The following is a 17,466-nucleotide window of genomic DNA, read 5'->3' on the forward strand; positions in this document are numbered from 1 at the left end:
ACAGAGAGAAGCGAGATGACAATCGCCCAAGGAATCAGGTCACCAGCTCTACTCCTGCGCTGAAAACATTACGCTGCCACAGTACCAGACTTGTCTTCGGCCTCGCCTACAACCGTATGGTGACCAAAGCGCTCCTCGGCAACCCGGTCCGCTACGTGAGCGGTGGTCTGGCCGGTTTCATCGGCACGCTCGAACACTTCTTTCATCGTGCTGCCAATCTCTTCGATATGAGCGCGCACTTCTGCAGCGTCGTAATCACCTTTTTGCTGGTAGTAAACATCGATAATACCGCCAGCATTAATGACATAGTCCGGTGCGTACAAAATACCTTTCTCGCGAAGCACTTCAGCATGGCGCTCTTCCGCCAACTGGTTGTTGGCCGCACCAGCAATAGCCTGCACTTTCAAGCGGCTGATGGTGTCATCGTTGAGAATTGCTCCCATCGCACAGGGGGCAAACAGATCTACGTCCAGGTCAAAAATCTCATCGGCAGTTACGGCTATGGCACCCAGCTCGGTAACCGCGCGATCGATGTTGTCTTGGAAAATATCGGTGACAAACAGTTCCGCACCGGCATCTTTCAATAGTTTACCCAGGCGGAAACCAACGTTGCCCACACCCTGAATAGACACTTTTAAGCCGGTCAGGTCAGTCTTGCCCCAGCGGTGCTCTACCGCAGCTTTCAGGCCGACAAACACACCGTAAGCAGTCGAAGGGGAAGGATCACCACCATACTCGGAGCCCGCAAACAGGCCGGAAACAAACTCGGTTGTCTCACCGATAACACTCATATCAGACACACTTGTGCCGGAATCTTCAGCAGTGATATAACGGCCGCCCAGGGTATTAATAAACTCACCCATAGCGCGCAGTAACTCAGGGGTCTTTTCCTTGCGCGGATCACCAATAATTACGGCTTTGCCACCACCCAACTTGAGACCAGCCATCGCAGACTTATAAGTCATACCACGGGAAAGGCGAAGAACATCATTCAGGGCCTCGCCATCGTCGGCGTAGGGCCACATGCGGCAGCCACCCAGTGAAGGACCCAAATTCGTATTGTGTACCGCGATAATGGCCTTCAAGCCACTCTTTGCATCTTGGTAAAACGCCACTTGTTCGTGTTTATCGTAGGCGGAATGGGAAAAAATACTCATTAACTGTTCCTCTCCGGAAGGCCGGTTCTACAGCTGGGGAACAACCACAGCCCTTATCTGTTTTTATCTGGAATAAGATTATATCCAGCTCCCACAGACAAAGTTTGCATATTTTGCACACATGAGCATTAGAATAGCTAAAACATCACACCAAAATATCATTTTTAGGATATTCGTTTGCCCCAGAATAACTTGGGCCGCCCAGTCATTAATCTAGGCGGCTAGCTCTACGCTCTTATTTCTCCATTAATTGGCATTGAATACCGGGCCCTCTCCTACCGCTGGCGGCTCTCTTATAAATTTCCTATAACTGCCCCTCAAGAGAACACGATTCCTGTATAAATCTTCTGGCAAAGAACCTCCTTTTGAAGCCTTCCTTAATATGCCTACTTTTTCAAAAATTTTTGAAAATCTCACAACACTGGCGACTAAGATCATTTCCACCGCCTAAGCGCGTTACATCCTCTGCGCATGGTCTGGTAGAATCCGCGCCCAAATCGACCCATAGAGATAAACTCGATGCTGAATGCCGACGCTCTAAAACAACTTTCGCAACTGAAAACAGATATTCGCTCCAGTAAGGAGTTTGCCGAAGGCCGGGTTCGCGGCAGTAACGGCAAGTTTGGCTTCGTTGAGTTGGATGACGGGAGGGAAGCCTTCCTGCCTCCCAATGAAATGGAGCGTGTATTTCCCGGTGACCGGGTTCGAGTAAGTCTCTCCGAAGAGAACAAGGGTAAACTCGCAGCAGAGCTCGATGCATTGATCGACAGCCAGCTCGACTACCTTGTTGGCCAGTATGTACAGCGCGGCCAGGGCCACTTTATCCAGCCCACGCAAAATGGCCTGTCCCGCTGGATTTTTCTCCCTCCCAAGGCTCGCGGCAAGGCCCAACCGGGAGAGTTTATTGCCTGCAAAGTAAACCGCCATCCATTTAAAGACGGCAGAGCCCAGGCCAAGGTGGAAACCGTTATCGGCAAGCCCGATATGCCCGGTATCGAACACGCCTATGTTGTCGCCCAATTCAAGCTGCCCGAGCAATTTGGTGCCGCTGCACAAAAGCAGGCGGACACAATTGCGGAGAAACTGACAACAGTTACCGGTGAGCGCACCGAACTTTCCGAGCTGGGCTTCGCAACTATCGATGCAGAAACCACTCGCGATATGGACGACGCTCTGGCCGTAAGCAGCCGTGACGGGGGCTGGACCCTGCACATTGCTATTGCAGACCCATCGTCGCTAATTGATGAGAACAGCCCCCTGGATAAAGAGGCGTTTAATCGGGCCCACAGCCAGTATTTACCGGGCGAAACCCTACCCATGCTGCCCCGCAACCTGTGTGAGAACCTGTTCTCCCTGGTTCCCGGCGAGCTGCGCCCCGCCCTGGTTATCCATATCGATATCGATAGCGATGGAACCATTGGCAATAGCCGCTATGAATTTGCCGCTATTCGCTCCCAGCACAAACTGAGCTATGAACAAGTCAGCCGCTTTATTGAGGGTGACGACTCCGCCGTGCCCCAGGAGCAACAGGACAGTCTGCGTAATTTGGCGGCAATCTACGAAGCGCGCGCCGCATACCGTGCCAGCCACTCACTGGCAATGGAAGATCGCCCGGACTATGAAATCCGCTTGAACGATCAGCGCAAGATCGAGCGTATCGAAAAGCAGGAACGCAATATCGCTCAGCGAATGGTCGAGGAAGCCATGCTCGCTACCAATATCAGCATGGGTGGCAAACTTGCTGAGATTGAGCAGGGTTGCTTCTCAGTTCACTTGGGCTTCCGCGAAGAGCGCATGGGAGAAGTTCGCAGCCTACTGAAAGAACTGCTGCCTGAGCATGCAGAGGCCGATCTGGGGCAACTGGAGCATTACCTTGCACTGGTTAAGCACCTGGAAAACCATGAAGAGCCACAGATGAACAACCTGCTCGCCGTGCTCAAGCGTATGCTGCGCCCGGGCCAGCTCGATAACAAGGTAGGGGCTCACCTGGGACTGGGCCTCGAGGCCTACGCCACCGTCACCTCTCCGATTCGCAAGTACAACGACCTGCACAACCACCGCGTTCTGCGCGCTGCTGCGCAGGGAGAGAAAGCCTCCACCCTGGCCGATGATAAAATTGAATCCCTGCAGGAAAGCCTGATTCGCGGTCGCCAGGCCAACCGAGCTCTGGAGCAATGGCTCTACGCTCAATTTATCGAGAAAAAAGTTGGCCAGGAATTTACAGGGAAAATTACCCTGGTAAACGGCGCAGGCATCGGCGTGCGACTCGACGACTTTGGTATTGACGGCTTTGTGCGCATGAATGGCGATAAGAAGAATCTGCCCGCCTTCGATGGCAAGCACCTGGTTCTTACGCACAATGAAAAACGCTTCCACCTAGAACAGGAAGTTTCAGTTAAAGTAGCGTCTGTCGATGTAGACAAACGACGCATCGCCTTTGAACTGAACGCTGAAAAAACTGAGGCTGCCGACGCGGCTCAAAAATAAATTCCTGCACATTTACCCAAGCCCGGCGCTCGCCGGGCTTTCCTGCCGGGGGCCAAAGCCCACCACCTTTGATCGGCCAGCTAGCTTATAGCTCCGGCACCAATAGAATAAATCGAGGCCACTCATGAGCAATATTGCTGAATTGAACCCAACTCCACTGTGGGCACACTTTTCCAAGCTCTGTGAAATTCCACGCCCATCCAAGCATGAAGACCGCGTAGTGGAGCATATCGTTAACTTCGCTAAAGCACGCGGCCTAGGCGTTCAGCTGGATGAAATCGGCAATATTGTTATCAAGAAGCCGGCCACTCCTGGTATGGAAAACCGCAAGACACTGGCTCTGCAGAGCCATGTGGATATGGTGCCGCAGAAGAATGCCGACACTGAGCACGACTTTCTCACTGACTCAATCAAACCCTACGTGGATGGAGACTGGGTAACTGCGGAAGGCACCACGCTCGGCGCAGACAATGGTATTGGTGTTGCCGCAATCCTGGCCCTGATGGAATCTACTGATATTCCCCACCCCGCCTTGGAAGCTCTGCTGACAATTGACGAAGAAGCGGGCATGACCGGCGCCAAGAATCTTAAGCCTGGCTATTTTGAAGCTGACCTGCTCCTCAATCTGGATACTGAAGATGAAGGCGAGCTGTATATCGGCTGTGCCGGCGGTGTCGACGTCAATGTCAGCCTGCCCTATACGCCAGAAGCGGTCCTGCCCAGTGCCGAAGCAGTAAAACTCTCTGTTCGCGGCCTCCGTGGCGGGCATTCAGGCTTGGATATCGACAAAGGCCGAGGCAATGCCAACAAGATCGCAAACCGCATTATCCACGCCGCTCTAACCCAGGTCCCTGAGCTGCGTATTGCCAGTCTGGATGGCGGTAGCCTGCGCAATGCGATTCCCCGCGAATCCTTCACAACCCTGGTCGTGCCTTCAGTAGCGGTCGATAAAGTACAGGAAATTGTAAAAAGCGAAAGCGCTCAAATTGCCCGTGAACTGGACAATGAAGCGGCACTGGACATCACCCTGGAAGCTACCGAAACTCCAGTCAACACCCTGGACGCAGATAGCCAATTGACCCTTATTCGCGCAATCCGCTGCTGCCCCAATGGTGTTGAGCGAATGAGCACTGCTCTCGAAGGCATTGCTGAATCATCCAACAATCTGGCCCGTGTTGTAACAATGGAGGAAAACGGTGAGCATCGAGTAAAAATCCAATGTCTTGTACGCAGCCTCTCTGACAGTGCCCGCGACCAACACGGCCTCAATGTCGCCGCCACCTTCCAGCTGGCAGGTGCAGAAACAACACTGGACAACGACTACCCTGGCTGGACACCAAATCCCGATTCTCCGCTGCTGGCGATGATGAAGGATGTCTATAAAGATATGACTGGCGAGGAAGCTGAAGTAAAAGTCATTCACGCCGGCCTGGAATGCGGATTGCTGGCCAAACCCTACCCCAACTGGGATATGGTTTCCTTTGGCCCAACCATTCGCCGCGCTCACTCTCCTGAAGAGAAGGTTCATATCCAGAGTGTCGCCAATTTCTGGGATTACTTTATTAAAGTGGTCCAGGCAATTCCCACTCGCGACTAATCGCCCAATCGGGCCTCGGGTTACCCCGAGGCCCGACACCTTGCCTTTCCACGCCGCCCTCCAATTACTACATCCAACGCATCAACCACACTAAAAACTGCTTTCTAGCTATTGTTAGAGAGCCACTGGACTATTTTAATATTTCTTAACTCCACAGGTGCCCCGGGAAAATGAAGGAGAGTTATTCACTTGGTGCAAAAGCCTCAGAGCAGAAACGCCTGCTGTTACAGAGGAAAATCTACGGGGATACAGAAGACATACATTTTCCTTCAAACTATCAAGTAGCAGAGTTTGGTTGTGGTGCAGGCGCCAATCTCTGGATTGCGCAAGAGGTATCCGCTGGTAGTTATATTGGCCTCGACATACAGTCTGCCCAGTTAAACAAAGCCGAGCAAACGGCCCAAATGTTGGGGCTTTGCAACACAGAATTTAAGCTCTGTAACGCAGAAAAATCAGGGTTAGCAGATTCATCGGTAGATGCAGCTTTTGTACGCTTGGTTTTGATACATCTTCCAAACCCAAAAACCATGCTGCAAGAAATGATTCGCGTTGTACGCCCCGGTGGCAGACTTATTATTCACGAGCCTTACGACGCAACCTATTACACTGGCCCCGACAAGTTCAACCTAATGAAATGCTTCCGTGCACGTAATACGCTGGCCTACGGCAATGGGCGCGGTTCTCCTGAAATAGCCGTTAATCTTTTTCCAGTACTATCCTCCCTAAAGATCAGCGAAGTTGTAGTTTCACCCCATGTGATCAATGCCAATGGAAAAAGTGACGGGATTAGGTGTAAAAACTTACTGGAAAATATCATTGGACTTATAGAGCCTGTATCCGCAGAGTTAATTGCACAGAGCAAAATCACCCCTGAAGAATGGAAATCTGCACAACAAGAGGCCGGTATAGTTACCGCATACACTTTCCACACACAAACGCTTTGGAAAGCTACCGCCCAAGTTATCTAGCGGTAGAGAAATTGGAGATCCAATGTTGCGCTACCTCGTTGCGGCGACAAATCCAAATGGGTTCAAATCGCTGGATATATTTCAAGAAACGATAAACTCCAGCAGCCCTGGCAGGGTGGCCGCTGACTCGCCCATGTAGTCCAACACTCATCAACTTAGGGCTCACGCTCCCTTCCCGCCAAAGCTGATCGAAAGCGCCTTTTAGCAATAAAAAGAAATCATCGGCAGTCGTGCACCCACTGGGCAGCAGGTACTGAATATCGTTATTCACCAAGGTGTAGGGAATCACCACCAATGAATCTGATTTCTGTTCCCAGAATGGCAAATCATCACTGTAGGAATCTGACGTATACAGTAATCCATCAATTTCTCGTACCAATGATTTAGTATGGGAGCTTACCCGGCCTGTATACCACCCAAACGGAGGCCTAGCGGTTAACTGCTCGATTATCTTAACAGTGAGCTGAATATCGTGTTTTTCTCGACCCTTAGGAGTATCTTTATAATCAATCCACCGGTATCCATGGCCAGCAATCTCATGTCCCGCTTCAACCAGGGCTAGCGCTAAAATCGGATTAAGCTCTAACGCCTGACCGGTAGCAAAAACTGTTAAAGGTACGTTGTAAGTATTAAAGATATCGAGAAGCCGCCAGACACCAGCGCGAGAACCATACTCATACATACTCTCTACACTGAAATCCCGCCCTCCAACCCGTGCAGGCCTGCCAGGAAGTTCATGCAGGTAAGATTCAGATTGGGTATCGCCGTTTAACTTGGTGGATTCTGACCCCTCCTCTAAATTCAAGACAAACTGAATTGCAATGCGGGCCTGATCAGGCCAGCGGGGATGAGGCGGACGCCCAGCGTAACCCTCCAGATTTCTCTTGTGCATCAACCCAGCTCAAATGTCGTTACACCAAAAATTCGGTCCCGCGCAATATCTGGCATTGGCCCCAGGTACATCCTTGCGCAGCCAAAAACTTCCTCCATTCCATAGTGCTTGGCCAGCGACATAGCCGCAGGATTATTTTCCGGCACATCCAGAAAGATAGGCCCATCATCTGCAAATGAGACCAGTCGCTTCAGCAACGTATCTGCCACTTTATAGCTATTTGCAAACAGAGGACCGACTTTACATCCATTGCGGCAACGCCTGATTACACCATAGCCACAAAGACTTCCAAATTGGACATAGCCCAAACTCAGAGCCTCTGGCTGGGAAATCCATGCTTTCAGAAATACCCGTCTACTTGCGGGAAAGCAGGTCCTGTCGTAAGCAATTATTTGATCGAAAGAAACTTCACTAAGCTGGATAACTTCATCAGGGCATTGAGTACTCACACCCTCAAAAGCAGAAAGCTCGACTCGATAACGGAGATTCCGATGGGAGAAGTTAAAACCGCCGCGGGCATAGTAATCCTGCATCGCAAATACCCCATCCATACCGATGCTTGCATCAGGCCTCAACCGGGTTTTTAAGCGGTCCCGTCGAATATACCAAAGTCTATTACCAAACCCATGACCTCTGAATTCAGGCCTAACGATAAAGAATCCCATAAAACCGAAATCATCACCGTACGCAGTAATTGCCCCTCCTCCAATCAAGTCACCCCGAACTTCCGCCGCAATGTAAGCTTCTGGATCTGTTTTCCAGAAAATTTCTGCATCGTGCAACCCCGGATTCCAGCCTTCAAGTGCAGCCCAGTCAACCAGTAAACCCACTTCTTTACGTGTCATCTCCCGAACAGTAAATGATTCATGCATTGACTTAGACTCTTCTCGTTATCGTATTTATTCAGCTACCTGGAGCGAGGAACTTAAAGGGTTCTGAAGGACTCAACTTAGATGCCACTTCCCCACCAGTATCCATTGGAGTATCTAATTTCATTGTCATTACTTTAGATCCCGGCTCAATAGAAACACTATCCATATCCAACCAAATTACTGATGGATTAATAACAGAGTCGAAATAGTAGCGGCTACTTTTTTGATCAATAACCGACCGCCACAATGTTGAGGCTATATTGGGTTTATCTGGATCATCCATTCCCAGCGGCACGCTGACAGCACGAATTTGGGAGAATGCGGATGCTAATGCATCGCGATACTTTTTATATTCTGGTGATGTTTTTAAAGCATAACTCGCCCGTACAAACCTGTCCGCCGCACTAATTGTACCCGGTAGAAAGTTTTGGCCTCCAATTGAATTCCAATAGGAATTGATTGCCAGTTGCTGATCATAAGGAGGAGAATTAGTCATTACCGTAAACTGCTTACCGTGATGGATCTTTAGCACACCATCAAGATATTCAAAAATAGCGGAATCACCACTGGGGTCTGAAATTGCAATATGTGTACTTGCCGGTCTCCCATTGGGAAGGTCTGCGCCAACCACAGTGAATGGGTCACTCTTTAACCCCTTTACCGCAGCATCAACCGTTGCGTAGTTATCCAGGATGTATTGCAACCAGGCCCCAACAGAGATAGTCGGCTTATCCCTATCGGCAGCACTCCCATAATCTGCCTCAGCCAAGTATAAAAGGTTGCCTACGAGGCCCTTTTCATTGAGCCCATCAGTTGTAGCCGCATCGTAAATACTGATAACAATTGAGCCAAACTTCGATGTCCAAGTAATAGATTTTGGGCCCAAGCCACCATTGCGCTCCATCCCCTGAGGAAAAACCCAAAATGCCATAGCTGCATCGGTATCACTCCAGTCCATGCTACGGGCAGTAATATAGGTCTTATCACCAGTTTCATAGAGTATTCGGGTACAAGCAATCGAAGACCTGGGCTCGAGTAGGCACAGCACTACAACAACAAAAACCATAACGGAGTTTATAGCTTTAGAAAAACATGAAATCCTTTTCACTTTGCCAACCATCCCTCGAAATCATTAATTAATATACTGATCGTTTACAGTCACTATAATCGGCTATAAACAATAGAAAGTCCGGTTTCCATCATAGATGGCCAACAATGGTGAGACTGTCTTTCATTCCAATACTTGGCAACCTTGGCGTAAAGGTCCAGAAACTGACACCGCTTTCAACATTTACAGTTCAAATATCTTGTAACTTCAGTAAACTTTTACAGCTTATCAGCTTCACGCTAAAAGCATTCATTTTGGTATAGGCCACTCAAATAAAAACTATTTGAAAAACTGTACACCTATTAACCAGAAAGAAATGCCCCCTCTTATCGAAGTAGCAATAAGGCCAATCACGGAGCCCCTAATGAACTCAATTGGCAGACTGGTAATCCTAGTCAACAACTATGAAGAAGCTATTGCCTTTTATCGTGACAAATTGGGGTTTGAAGTATTTATTGACTCTCAAGCAGCACCACATCGATTTGTTCATATTCGACTTCCGGCACAAAAAGATATGGGTATATGGTTATTTCAGGCAACTTCTGAAAGCCAGCAAAAGAAAGTGGGAGCACAAACTGCAGGGCAGCCTTGTGCCGTTATTTATACAGATAATTTTGACAGAGAATATAAAAAACTTGCAAAAAATGGCGTTCACTTCAGCAAGCCACCCACTTCTGAAGGGGGTGCAGAGTTTGCCCACTTTGAAGATCTCTACGGCAACGAATTTATTTTAGTTGAACTACAAAAAGAAACCGTAGATTAAATTTTAACCTGTCGCTTCTGATTCCCCCATAGAGTGCGGTGTAAGCAGCGACAGATCTTCACCTTCGCTAGTCTACCCCCTTAACCGCGATGAAATAACTTCCGACAAGTAATTTAAGAAAAGAAGTACGAAGCGGCTTTTCCTCTCCCAATCAATAAATCTTTTTCTTTTCTATATTTACATCTCGTTTTGTATCACATATAAATCGAGTAACATTCAGTTGACATGCACCTATATCCAATGTCCTTCGGTTAGTATAGAGCTGGCCATCGCACAAAATTTCACCACTGAGATACACCGTAGCTAGCTACTGGCTAGCGTACTTATATATGGAAATACTCACTTACTGAAACGATTTTCACACAGAAAAAACAAAGGCAGGAGCAAACCTTGGCAGAAGGTTATATCTCCAGAATAGAGCCAATTGGAATAACAATGAGAAGAAGCTTAATTATGCTGGTGCCCGGACTGACACGAGTCACCAGCACCGCCCAACTGTCAGAGTTCACCGAGGGAATGATCGCAGCCAGTGAGCGTATGCCTCTCACTCAGATTTCTGATCCTACCGTCCCTGCCGGCATCAACCGCCTGAGGGTCAACGATAAGCAGGAGCTTGATCTGGTTGAAGCTTACTGGAACGACTTGGTTCCTAGCATTACCCAGCAGAGCCTGAAAGTCCGCTTAGCCCGAGGCTTCTCCCTAATCTGGTTCTGGCTGGCCAACCTCCATATTTGGAAAGGGGTGCTTAAACGAAAGTACCTGACATTTGGTCTAACCCTTTCAGCATTAGCCTTTATTGTTTGGTACATTGGTACCATCATTTTGTTTGTCGAAGCTGTTGAGCCCACCAGTGACAGCCCGTTTTATCCCGCAGTACAACAGCTCAAGCAAGGTGTTGAGTATATAGGGGGCTGGCGGATCTGGCTGATTGCTACTGCCGTTGTTGCCGTTATGCCGGTTGCCTTACTAGTAGATATTTCTGACTTTTGTAAGCGCTATCTCACCAATGAGCCGGCGGCCAAGGGCAAGCCTGCAGTCCGCTTTGAGATTATCCGACGGGTCAGAGAACAGCTCGAAAACAGTATTAAACTTTACGACTACGATTCCGTAACTATTGTCGGACATAGTTTTGGCAGTGTTGTTACTGTAGACCTTTTTGCCGATCTTCCGCCAATCGGTAAACCAATCCGTATCCTAACAATGGGGTCCCTAATCGAAGTTCTGGGTAAGCAGGCTCCTTGGCTGCAGAATGAAGTAGAGCAACTGTCACAAAGAAAAGATCTAATCGAGTGGATTGATATCAAGTCTCACTCAGACTGGTTTGCCAGTGGTTCTGCGGTCCCAGCACGCCACCACTGTTATGAGCGAATTATCGGGTCTTACGGTACTTTTCCGGACAAATTGGCAGCTCGAGTTCACTCCCGATATTTCGATAATCAGGAGGCTGTTCGCTTACTGCTGACTTACTTTGAAAAGCAAAATGATCCCAGTATTTCGCCAACCTCGCACGAGATTTTGGAACCGGTATAAAGGGGTACCCAGACGACCAAATCAGAAATAAATGTATCTATACCTCAGCCCCCTTCCGGCGACTGGAGAGGGCCGAGCAGGACTATTAAAATGAAAATTAAAGAGGGAGCGATCATGATAAGGCAGCCAATAGCAATCTTTGCAGTTTTAGCCTTTCTTACCATTCTAGTTAGCGGATGCTCACAAATGACGCCGCGCTATGATGCCGCGCTATACTCCGATTTAACCACTGTCAATGTAGAGATAATGGAATTTTTCTCTTCAGTTTCCAGTGGAACCAACAAAGATTCTTACTCCAAAAGAGATGAGAGATACCATGCATTGATCGGCAAAGTAGATGCGCTGGCAATGCAATCGAAAACCCGCCCTGCGCCTGAAAGTAAACTACTCAAAAAGATTAACAACTATTTGGAATCCTCTGGCAGGAATATTAGCTTTGAGCGGGAACCCCCAGTGTTGCGTCATTGGAGAAAATTTCAGAGAGTTTGAACATGATGCGCACGGTAGATGAAGATAAGGGCCTAAACGCAACCGCTGTTTCTCTATTCAAAAATGAAATTGTTGTTTCCATGGACCAAGCACTCACTTATGAGTCTTTTCTGAATCGCTGAGGAAATTACTATGTCTATTGACGTTAACCAACTCGTTGCAGATATCAAAGGGGCAGCTTCTGCGGTAATTAACAGTGATATTTCTGAACTCAGGGGATTTTCCGAGCGCCAGTTATCCGCAATGGCTCAGCAAACAAAAATGATTGCTAAAGCAATTGCATCTGATGAAATATCTGGCGATCTGCAAGATTACTTTCTCGACTCCCTGGAGGATATGGCCAAGAACTTCGCCAACACTTTACGTGGACTCCTGTTAGTCACCATTGAGAAAGTCTGGAATGCAGTTTTGGGAGTTCTCTGGGGAACAATTGAAGCTTGCACCGGCATTTCCTTGAAAGCTGCTATCTGATTTCTATTTAAATTGGGCTGGGGTAACTCAGCCCTCCCCCTACACTCAATCAAGATTACTCACCAGATCACCCCCACTACCAAGGACACTATTCAGTCAGTCTGAAACAGCTCATGTTTCTGGCTCTCAGGATTTATTGAGCATTCACCAACGGGTAAAAAGAGTTTAACCCCCCTGTAAAGAATTATTCATCAAGACGCGTCAATGTACGCGCGCAAATAACTCAAGCCGCTTACCAGGCTGGTTAACACTTGCTGAATCACTACAAACTGGGGTATCCCGATGAATACTAAAAAGACCTACCTGGCAGCCGCCATTTCGGTGGCCACAATAATGAGTGCCAGTCCCGTGACCGCTGAAGACCTCAGCAACGCACAAATTGAAGAAGTAATGGTTCTGGGCTCCGGTAGCACTTTTAACAGCAGCGAAGTATCTGAGGCAATGCGCAAGCAACAGTCCTCTATCACCAGCGTTAATGCATTGATCGATAACCTCCCCGGTGTCTCAGTCAATGAAGGAGATACTTACGGCTTTGACGACTGGTCAACCAATATCAGTATTCGCGGATTTACTAACAGCTTAGATGAACAGCAAATTGGCACCACCATCGATGGTATTCCCAATGGCGGTTCGAATTACGGTGGAGGCTCAAAAGCAAACCGCTTTGTTGATCCGGGTAATATCGGTTCAGTAGAAGTATCACAGGGTACTTCAGATATCGCTTCACGTTCCCACGAAGCCCTGGGAGGCACTATTGATTATCGCACTGATGATCCTTTGGACACACAGCGCAGTCGAATAGAACTGTCCACAGGCGAATTTGATGCACAGAGAGTATATTTTCGCTATGACACTGGTATTTTTGCCGGGAACAGCAAAGCCTGGATCTCATACTCTAACCAGGAAGCGACCGACTGGATTACTGAAACTGCTGAGAATGAACGAGAGCACATCGCGGCAAAACTAGTGACCAGCTTGGAAGCTGGTACCATCAAGGCCTACCTATCTTACGACGATATCCACGAAGATAACTATCAACGAGTCTATTCGGACGCCCAATTTGAAGAGTACCCTGAAAACGATTTCCTTACCGGCAACTGGTCCGGTATTCCTTATATCGATCAACTTTATCGCCGTGGCTGGTCTACCTTGCGTGAGAACCTGCTGGCCTACACCCAGTTCGATTTTGACCTGACAGATTCATTCAATCTACAGGCCGGACTCTATTACCATAGCAACGAAGGCCGCGGGGACTGGGTGCCCCCTTACCTGGTTGATATTACAGATGACAGTGAACAGGGCGAGTCCGAGTTCCTCGGCGGCTCAACTGCCTACGGCGGTAGCCAGTCGGGCATCATTTATTTTGTTGACGCCAATGGCAATGCCCTTACTTATGATGAAACATGTACAGCGTCAGTCACCAATATCTATGGCGATTCAGGACCGGCCTACAATCCAGATTGCTATGCAGAGGGCGCCATACCCACGATGTCTTATCGGCACACTCATTATGAGAAAGAGCGTGCCGGACTGACTCTAGACTTTACATATGCTACCACCATCGCCGGGTTAGACAATGAGCTGCGAGGCGGCCTCTGGTATGAAGACTCCACCCGTGACGAACACCGCGATTGGCACAAAATCATTGATGCAACTCAAGGTGCCAGTTTCAATTCAACACCCTATTGGGTGCAATACGACCGCAGTTACCCCTCCACCAGCACAAAGTGGTATTTACAGAACTCCTGACCATCGACACTCTCACTTTGACACTGGGCGCCAAGCAGTTCTTTGTCGATGTTGAAAGGGAAGATCTGTTTCAGGAGTCTTCCGATGCAAGTGTTGACTCTGATTCAGATATCCTGCTCTCCGCCGGTTTGATTTGGGAAACACCCCTGGAAGGTGCAGAGCTGTTCGCAGGCTACGCTGAAAACTTTAAGGCGATTGGAGACAGCGTATTAGAGCGGCCCGATTCAGATCTCGACAATATCGAACCGGAAACCTCAGAGACCACAGAGCTAGGGCTTCGCTATACCGCCGATAATTTCTCGGCAACTGCCACCTACTTTCAAAATGATTTTGAAAACCGGATCATTTTCCTGGATAACAATACTTCCGCAGGTAATAACTATTTGATAGGTACCAATGGGACCTATTTTAATGCCGGCGGAATCGAATCTGATGGTCTGGAACTTTTCCTGGACTACGATTTATCAGAAACTCTAAATCTCTATACATCCTATACCCTGCTGGACACTACTTATATTGGCTCAGGAAACTCAGCAGTAGATGAAACTCAAGGAATAACACCAGGGAATGACGTAGTCGGAATAGCTGATCAACTCTATGTGATTGGCCTGGATTGGAATTCTGAAATATTTTACGGTGGCATCTCCAGTAAGTTTACCGGAGATCGCTTTGTCGACTTAGACAATAGCTGGACAGCTGACTCCTATGTAGTTGTCGATGCCTACCTGGGCATGAATCTGGGAGAATTTAGCCCGGCACTACGGGGAGCCAACCTGAATTTAGTGATAAATAATTTACTGGATGAGGATTACTTAGGAACTGTCGTTTCTGGCGGTGCCTGGATTGGTGCTCCACGGACAGCCTCACTCTCTGCAACTATTGATTTTTAAGATTTTTTTGGCAGCCACACAATCGGCTGGAAATGCCAGCCGATTGTGCGTATGTTTAGTCAAGCAGTAGATTCAAAAACAAAGTGCAATAAATAATAAATATAGTCGAAAAATAATTTTGATTATTTGCGACAAATATAAATGATCCAAAAATATGCAAAGAGCTCTTTCAATGAACAGATTGACTACAGCAACCCTGACCCTGTTTCTTTCTACTCAATCCCTTGCCGCAGACAACCTCGTATTAGTTACTATCGACGGCTTGCGCTGGCAGGAAGTGTTCTCCGGTTATGACCCTGAACTTCTCAACCACACAGAGTTCACTGAAAATAAACAAGACCTTATCAATCACTTTCACGGCGATTCACTCATCGAAAAACGTCAAAAATTATTGCCTTTTATCTGGCAAACAGTGGCTAAAGAAGGGGTTTTAATTGGCAATCGCGACAAGGGGTCTAAAGCACAAGTTACCAATAGCTGGTGGTTTTCCTATCCCGGTTACAATGAGATTTTAACCGGCTCCGCCGACCCCAAAATCAATAGTAATGACCCAACCCCCAATGCCAATACTACCTTTCTCGAGTGGCTAAACAGCAAATCTGAGTACAAAGGCCAAATCGCTGCATTCGGTAGCTGGGGGGTATTCTCCTCGATACTTAATCGTGATCGCAGTGGTATTTACATTAACGCGGGGCTGGAAGCTGCCGATTGGCCAAAATTGAGCCAAAGAGCAGGGTTTCTCAATGATTTGCAGCGGCAACTGCCGGTTTTCTGGGAAAACGTGCGGCCCGATGCATTTACCTATGGATTTGCAAAAGAGTACTTAATTAGCAAAAAGCCCAAGGTAATGTACATTGCCCTGGGTGAAACCGACGATTTTGCCCACGATGAGGAATATCACCAGTATCTCCACTCCGCACATCGGAGCGACATGATACTCGCCAAACTCTGGCAGACACTGCAATCTCTTGATCAATACCGAGACAATACCAATCTACTCATTACCGTTGACCACGGGCGCGGCAACACCGCTGAATCCTGGCCCCACCACGCCAGTGGCCCAGCCCTGACCCAATACTTCGGTAAAGAAGACCACCCCCACAAAGCGGGTATACCCGGCTCCAATGAAATCTGGATTGCCGCACTGGGCCCAGACATTAAAGCCTTGGGAGAAGTATCCAGGGGAGAAGCCATTTTTCAGGATCAGATAGCCGCAACCGCACTACAACTGCTCGGCCATAAGTCAGAAGAGTTCTCGCAGGATAGTGGCAAAGCAATAGACAGTATTCTCAAATAAACCTTTGTTCAGCCAGGCCTGACAAGTTCGGCTGAACAAATTTTCACCGCCTTGGACCAGTAATATTCTGGAGCTTGATAACAACTTAAAGAACCCATCAATTAAGTGTTAACAGGCTCTAGCTGCCCCGCCCCGGTTTCCGCATAATGCAGGCCGCACTCGCAACTGAAAACAGATGGCCTGATGTATGTGGTTTAAAAACCTCCGTATTTATCGTTTGACGAAAGAATTTTCCCTGGATGCTGAAAAATTGAACGAATTGCTGGAGCCCCATGCATTTGTTCCCTGTGGCAGTCAGGACAGCACTCGCTATGGGTGGGTGCCTCCACTAGGGCGCCACGGCAGCCAGTTGGTGCACGCAACGAATGGCTACCTAATGGTCTGTGCTAAGAAGCAAGAAAAAGTGATTCCTGCTGCGGTAGTCAATGAGAAAGTTGAAGAGCTGGCACAAGCTATTTCTGAAAAAGAAGCCAGGCAGGTAGGTCGCAAGGAGCGGCAAAACCTTAAAGACGAGATTCTCCTTGAAATGCGCCCCAAGGCATTCGCTCGCTCCCGTCTGCAATATGCCTATATTGCACCTCAGGATGGTTGGGTAGTGGTTGACGCCTCTTCTGCCTCCGCCGCCGAGGAACTGCTGGAGAACCTCCGCGAGGCTATCAGTAGCCTTGCCGTGGTACCACTCTCCGTTAAGAACCTGCCACAGCAAACGATGACCCACTGGCTCAGTGCCCCTGAAGCACCGCATCAGTTTGATTTTGGCCACGAATGCGAGTTGCGCGATCCCAAAGACAGCGGCAGTGTTATCCGCTGTAAAAACCTGGACCTCTGTGCAGAGGAAATTCACAATCACTTGGTGGCGGGACTACAAGTGCACAAGCTGGGGCTGACCTGGCGTGGGGGCGTTGAATTCCTGGTAGATGATCAGCTGTCCCTAAAGCGTATCAAGTTCAGTGACGAGCTTCTGGAGAAGGCCGATAGTGCCGATGCAGAAAGTGCAGCCCAGAGATTTGATGCAGATTTTGCGGTGATGACTCTGGAGATCTCAGCCCTGACCAAAGACTTGCTCTCCGCCTTCGGTGGCGTCAACACCGAGTCGGCTAGCGTTGAGGAACTGGTCGCCAAAGCCAGCCGCCAAGAAGCGGAGGCCCTGGCCAAAGAGGTAGAAGAGGTCGTTCTTTAGGGAACTCACATTATGA

Annotated in this window: 15 protein-coding genes; 11 read left to right on the top strand and 4 right to left on the bottom strand. The window is 48.5% G+C overall.

What is annotated here, in order from left to right:
- Positions 1 to 68: 68 nt before the first annotated feature.
- Positions 69 to 1,157, bottom strand: coding sequence for a Glu/Leu/Phe/Val dehydrogenase dimerization domain-containing protein (locus tag QT397_19340; GenBank protein WNZ55008.1), 1,089 nt, complete (start codon positions 1,155 to 1,157; stop codon positions 69 to 71).
- A 519-nt stretch (positions 1,158 to 1,676) separates the two neighbouring features.
- Between QT397_19340 and QT397_19345 the strand changes: the two genes are divergently transcribed.
- The 3 genes from QT397_19345 (at position 1,677) to QT397_19355 (ending at position 6,209) form a co-directional block, all read left to right on the top strand.
- Positions 1,677 to 3,644 carry a VacB/RNase II family 3'-5' exoribonuclease gene (locus QT397_19345; protein ID WNZ55009.1) on the top strand — a complete coding sequence of 656 codons (1,968 nt, stop codon included), beginning with the start codon at positions 1,677 to 1,679 and terminating at the stop codon, positions 3,642 to 3,644.
- 124 nt (positions 3,645 to 3,768) lie between these two features.
- Complete coding sequence (locus QT397_19350) at positions 3,769 to 5,241, top strand: aminoacyl-histidine dipeptidase (GenBank protein ID WNZ55010.1); 1,473 nt, start codon at positions 3,769 to 3,771, stop codon at positions 5,239 to 5,241.
- 170 nt (positions 5,242 to 5,411) lie between these two features.
- Positions 5,412 to 6,209, top strand: coding sequence for a class I SAM-dependent methyltransferase (locus tag QT397_19355; GenBank protein WNZ55011.1), 798 nt, complete (start codon positions 5,412 to 5,414; stop codon positions 6,207 to 6,209).
- Here the strand turns inward: QT397_19355 and QT397_19360 are convergent.
- Genes QT397_19360 through QT397_19370 form a run of 3 tightly spaced genes read right to left on the bottom strand, consistent with a single transcriptional unit; the run spans position 6,202 to position 9,081 of the window.
- Positions 6,202 to 7,101 (bottom strand): polysaccharide deacetylase family protein, encoded by a 900-nt coding sequence (locus tag QT397_19360; protein WNZ55012.1) that lies wholly within the window; start codon positions 7,099 to 7,101, stop codon positions 6,202 to 6,204. The genes QT397_19355 and QT397_19360 overlap by 8 nt on opposite strands.
- Positions 7,101 to 7,973, bottom strand: coding sequence for a GNAT family N-acetyltransferase (locus tag QT397_19365; GenBank protein ID WNZ55013.1), 873 nt, complete (start codon positions 7,971 to 7,973; stop codon positions 7,101 to 7,103). Before QT397_19365 ends, QT397_19360 begins: the two co-directional genes overlap by 1 nt.
- Before the next feature lie 31 nt (positions 7,974 to 8,004).
- Positions 8,005 to 9,081 (bottom strand): linear amide C-N hydrolase, encoded by a 1,077-nt coding sequence (locus QT397_19370; protein WNZ55014.1) that lies wholly within the window; start codon positions 9,079 to 9,081, stop codon positions 8,005 to 8,007.
- A gap of 364 nt (positions 9,082 to 9,445) precedes the next feature.
- On the opposite strand from QT397_19370, the gene QT397_19375 reads away from it, so the two are divergent.
- From QT397_19375 to rdgC, 8 genes are all read left to right on the top strand, one after another.
- A complete protein-coding gene (locus QT397_19375) occupies positions 9,446 to 9,844 on the top strand; it encodes a VOC family protein (GenBank protein WNZ55015.1) in 399 nt (132 codons plus the stop codon).
- Positions 9,845 to 10,279: 435 nt separating this feature from the next.
- Entirely contained in the window at positions 10,280 to 11,374 is a 1,095-nt protein-coding gene (locus QT397_19380; GenBank protein ID WNZ55016.1) for a hypothetical protein, read from the top strand.
- A 90-nt stretch (positions 11,375 to 11,464) separates the two neighbouring features.
- Positions 11,465 to 11,863: a hypothetical protein gene (locus QT397_19385; protein ID WNZ55017.1), complete on the top strand. Its 399-nt coding sequence runs from the start codon at positions 11,465 to 11,467 to the stop codon at positions 11,861 to 11,863.
- Between the two features lie 132 nt (positions 11,864 to 11,995).
- Positions 11,996 to 12,334, top strand: coding sequence for a hypothetical protein (locus QT397_19390; GenBank protein ID WNZ55018.1), 339 nt, complete (start codon positions 11,996 to 11,998; stop codon positions 12,332 to 12,334).
- Positions 12,335 to 12,616: 282 nt separating this feature from the next.
- Positions 12,617 to 14,083: a TonB-dependent receptor plug domain-containing protein gene (locus tag QT397_19395; protein WNZ55019.1), complete on the top strand. Its 1,467-nt coding sequence runs from the start codon at positions 12,617 to 12,619 to the stop codon at positions 14,081 to 14,083.
- Positions 14,062 to 14,973, top strand: coding sequence for a TonB-dependent receptor (locus QT397_19400; GenBank protein ID WNZ55020.1), 912 nt, complete (start codon positions 14,062 to 14,064; stop codon positions 14,971 to 14,973). Before QT397_19395 ends, QT397_19400 begins: the two co-directional genes overlap by 22 nt.
- A gap of 172 nt (positions 14,974 to 15,145) precedes the next feature.
- Entirely contained in the window at positions 15,146 to 16,270 is a 1,125-nt protein-coding gene (locus QT397_19405; protein ID WNZ55021.1) for an alkaline phosphatase family protein, read from the top strand.
- Between the two features lie 187 nt (positions 16,271 to 16,457).
- Complete coding sequence (gene rdgC / locus QT397_19410) at positions 16,458 to 17,450, top strand: recombination-associated protein RdgC (GenBank protein ID WNZ55022.1); 993 nt, start codon at positions 16,458 to 16,460, stop codon at positions 17,448 to 17,450.
- The last annotated feature ends 16 nt before the right edge of the window (positions 17,451 to 17,466 follow it).

The sequence above is a fragment of the Microbulbifer sp. MKSA007 genome (assembly GCA_032615215.1).
In the GTDB taxonomy this organism is placed as follows: Bacteria; Pseudomonadota; Gammaproteobacteria; order Pseudomonadales; family Cellvibrionaceae; genus Microbulbifer.

Bases quoted from the DNA above. Each gene is read 5' to 3' on its own strand.
- QT397_19340 (WNZ55008.1), bottom strand. From the start codon at position 1,157: ATGAGTATTTTTTCCCATTCCGCCTACGATAAACACGAACAAGTGGCG.
- QT397_19345 (WNZ55009.1), top strand. From the start codon at position 1,677: ATGCTGAATGCCGACGCTCTAAAACAACTTTCGCAACTGAAAACAGAT.
- QT397_19350 (WNZ55010.1), top strand. From the start codon at position 3,769: ATGAGCAATATTGCTGAATTGAACCCAACTCCACTGTGGGCACACTTT.
- QT397_19355 (WNZ55011.1), top strand. From the start codon at position 5,412: ATGAAGGAGAGTTATTCACTTGGTGCAAAAGCCTCAGAGCAGAAACGC.
- QT397_19360 (WNZ55012.1), bottom strand. From the start codon at position 7,101: ATGCACAAGAGAAATCTGGAGGGTTACGCTGGGCGTCCGCCTCATCCC.
- QT397_19365 (WNZ55013.1), bottom strand. From the start codon at position 7,973: ATGCATGAATCATTTACTGTTCGGGAGATGACACGTAAAGAAGTGGGT.
- QT397_19375 (WNZ55015.1), top strand. From the start codon at position 9,446: ATGAACTCAATTGGCAGACTGGTAATCCTAGTCAACAACTATGAAGAA.
- QT397_19380 (WNZ55016.1), top strand. From the start codon at position 10,280: ATGAGAAGAAGCTTAATTATGCTGGTGCCCGGACTGACACGAGTCACC.
- QT397_19385 (WNZ55017.1), top strand. From the start codon at position 11,465: ATGAAAATTAAAGAGGGAGCGATCATGATAAGGCAGCCAATAGCAATC.
- QT397_19390 (WNZ55018.1), top strand. From the start codon at position 11,996: ATGTCTATTGACGTTAACCAACTCGTTGCAGATATCAAAGGGGCAGCT.
- QT397_19395 (WNZ55019.1), top strand. From the start codon at position 12,617: ATGAATACTAAAAAGACCTACCTGGCAGCCGCCATTTCGGTGGCCACA.
- QT397_19405 (WNZ55021.1), top strand. From the start codon at position 15,146: ATGAACAGATTGACTACAGCAACCCTGACCCTGTTTCTTTCTACTCAA.
- rdgC (WNZ55022.1), top strand. From the start codon at position 16,458: ATGTGGTTTAAAAACCTCCGTATTTATCGTTTGACGAAAGAATTTTCC.